Here is a 1,287-nt window from a genome sequence, read left to right as displayed (position 1 = left end):
GCCGGCGAAGGCCCTGGGACGCTGAGCCGTCGCGGGGTCTGCCTGCCGACGGGAGCAAGAAGATGGACTACGGGATCAGGGGCCGGCGCGCGCTGCTCAGCGGCTCCACCAAGGGCATCGGCTACGCCGCCGCCAAGGCGCTGGCCGCCGAAGGCGCGGCGGTGGTGCTGAACGGCCGCAGCGCGGCGGGCGTGGACGCCGCGGTGCAACGGCTGCGTGGCGAGCTGCCGCAGGCCGAGGTCAGCGGCATCGCCGCCGACCTGGGCACGGCGGCCGGCTGCGAGGCGCTGTTCGCGCAACTGCCGGCGGTCGACATCCTCGTCAACAACCTTGGCATCTTCGAGCCCAAGCCTTTCGAGGACATCCCCGACGCCGACTGGCAGCGCTTCTTCGAGGTCAACGTGCTCAGCGGCGTGCGCCTGGCGCGCCACTACGTCGGCGGCATGCGCGCGCGCGACTGGGGCCGCATCGTCTTCGTGTCCAGCGAGTCGGGCCTGCAGATCCCGACCGAGATGATCCACTACGGCATGACCAAGACCGCGCAGCTGTCCATCGCGCGCGGGCTGGCCGAGACGCTGGCCGGCACCGGCGTCACCGTCAACAGCGTGCTGCCGGGGCCGACCTCGTCGGAAGGCGTGGCCGACTCGGCCGGCAGCGGTGAGGACGGCGCGACCAGGCCGCCCTGGGCTTCGACGCCCAGCGAGCGCAGCCGCAGCCGCTCGCCGCCGGAGAACAGGTGCTGCACGTCGATCCGGCCGTCGTCGTCGGCCAGGATCACCGCGCGCTCGACCATGTTCTCGAGCTCGCGCACGTTGCCGGGCCAGTGGTAGTCCCACAGCGCGTCGTAGGCGCGCGTGGTCAGGCCGGCGACGCGCTTGCCGCAGCGTCGGTTGCAACGTTCCAGGAACAGTGCGACGAGCAGCGGGATGTCCTCCAGGCGCTCACGCAGCGGCGGAATGACGATCGGGAACACGTTGAGCCGGTAGAACAGGTCCTCGCGGAATCGGCCGGCCTCGACCTCGTCGCGCAGGTCGCGGTTGGACGCCGCGACCAGTCGCACGTCGACCTTGCGCACGCGCACGTCGCCCACGCGCTCGATCTCGCGCTCCTGCAGCACGCGCAGCAGCTTGCCCTGCGCCGGCAGCGGCAGGCTGCTGATCTCGTCGAGGAACAGCGTGCCGCCGTGGGCCCGCTCGAAGCGCCCGGGCCGCGAATGGTCGGCCCCGGTGAAGGCACCCTTCTCGACGCCGAACAGCTCGGCCTCCACCAGGTCGGGCGGAATGGCGG

General features: G+C 72.2%; 1 protein-coding gene and 1 pseudogene. One reads left to right on the top strand and one right to left on the bottom strand.

Annotation, left to right across the window (positions count from 1 at the left end; all coding sequences use genetic code 11):
• Window positions 1–62: 62 nt before the first annotated feature.
• Window positions 63–830: an SDR family NAD(P)-dependent oxidoreductase gene (locus tag Y694_RS23895; protein ID WP_081782315.1), complete on the top strand. Its 768-nt coding sequence runs from the start codon at window positions 63–65 to the stop codon at window positions 828–830.
• Between the two features lie 176 nt (window positions 831–1,006).
• On the opposite strand, the pseudogene Y694_RS27315 reads toward Y694_RS23895, so the two are convergent.
• A pseudogene (locus Y694_RS27315) lies at window positions 1,007–1,267 on the bottom strand (sigma 54-interacting transcriptional regulator); the annotation flags it as partial.
• Window positions 1,268–1,287 lie beyond the last annotated feature (20 nt).

It is taken from the genome of Methylibium sp. T29-B, assembly GCF_000576225.1.
Classification (GTDB): domain Bacteria; phylum Pseudomonadota; class Gammaproteobacteria; order Burkholderiales; family Burkholderiaceae_C; genus Methylibium; species Methylibium petroleiphilum.
Note: the sequence above shows the minus strand (reverse complement) of the source record. Positions and strands in the feature narration are given on the sequence as shown.